The sequence below is a fragment of the Caulobacter sp. CCH9-E1 genome, assembly GCF_001556515.1.
Classification (GTDB): domain Bacteria; phylum Pseudomonadota; class Alphaproteobacteria; order Caulobacterales; family Caulobacteraceae; genus Caulobacter.
This window is the reverse complement of the sequence record NZ_LSJA01000041.1, coordinates 1-679: the sequence shown is the minus strand read 5'-3', so window position 1 is coordinate 679 and position 679 is coordinate 1. Positions and strand designations below refer to the sequence as shown.

General features: G+C 60.2%; 1 protein-coding gene. It reads left to right on the top strand.

The window, feature by feature from the left end; all coding sequences use genetic code 11:
* On the top strand, positions 1–631 hold a 631-nt coding region (locus tag AX690_RS23170; protein ID WP_197426757.1), incomplete at its 5' end, for a hypothetical protein.
* Positions 632–679: the final 48 nt, after the last annotated feature.

Here is a 679-nt window from a genome sequence, read left to right as displayed (position 1 = left end):
TTCGTCGGTCATGCGCGAAGGCTACAACACCATCATGCTCAATGGCCGAGGCGCAGCCGGTCTACGCCCCCGCAAACTGCCGCTTCCGCTGGGCGCGATGATGAAGCTCTGGGTTAACCGTCATCGCACCGAACAGGCGGCCGAGCCGTGGCAAGTGGTCGAAATTCCGCTGCGCGCGACGGCGCGCGCCGACGAGGACTGCCGCCACCAAGTCGCGATAGCCGGGGCTACCACCAAGGACGAAGCCTCTAAGCACCTGCGCACAGCACTGTTGGCGACCGTGTTCAGGCACGAAGTCGCCCTCGTCAGCGGGCCGGAAGGCATTCGGAAAACGTCGTCGCTATTCAGCGATCACCGACGCATTCACAACCGCGTCGCCAAGGGTGACCGACTGCCATCTATCTATGCGTTTAATGACTACGAGACGGCGCGAACCAAATGCGATGATTTCAATAGACTCTGGAACGGAAGAATATTCCAAGCTGTGGTCCTTCCCAGCTTCTCCGAGGCTTATAGTGAGGCGCGCCACGCTCTATCTCTGACCGAGATCACAATCGCGACGGCGGCCTCAATGGGCGCGCCGAATGTCTTTGCCGCGATACGGCTACTACAGCCGGAGGTGCTCGACTGATCCTCCCTCGTTTCAGTGGACACCCATGCTAGCTTTTCGGAGCTGGAG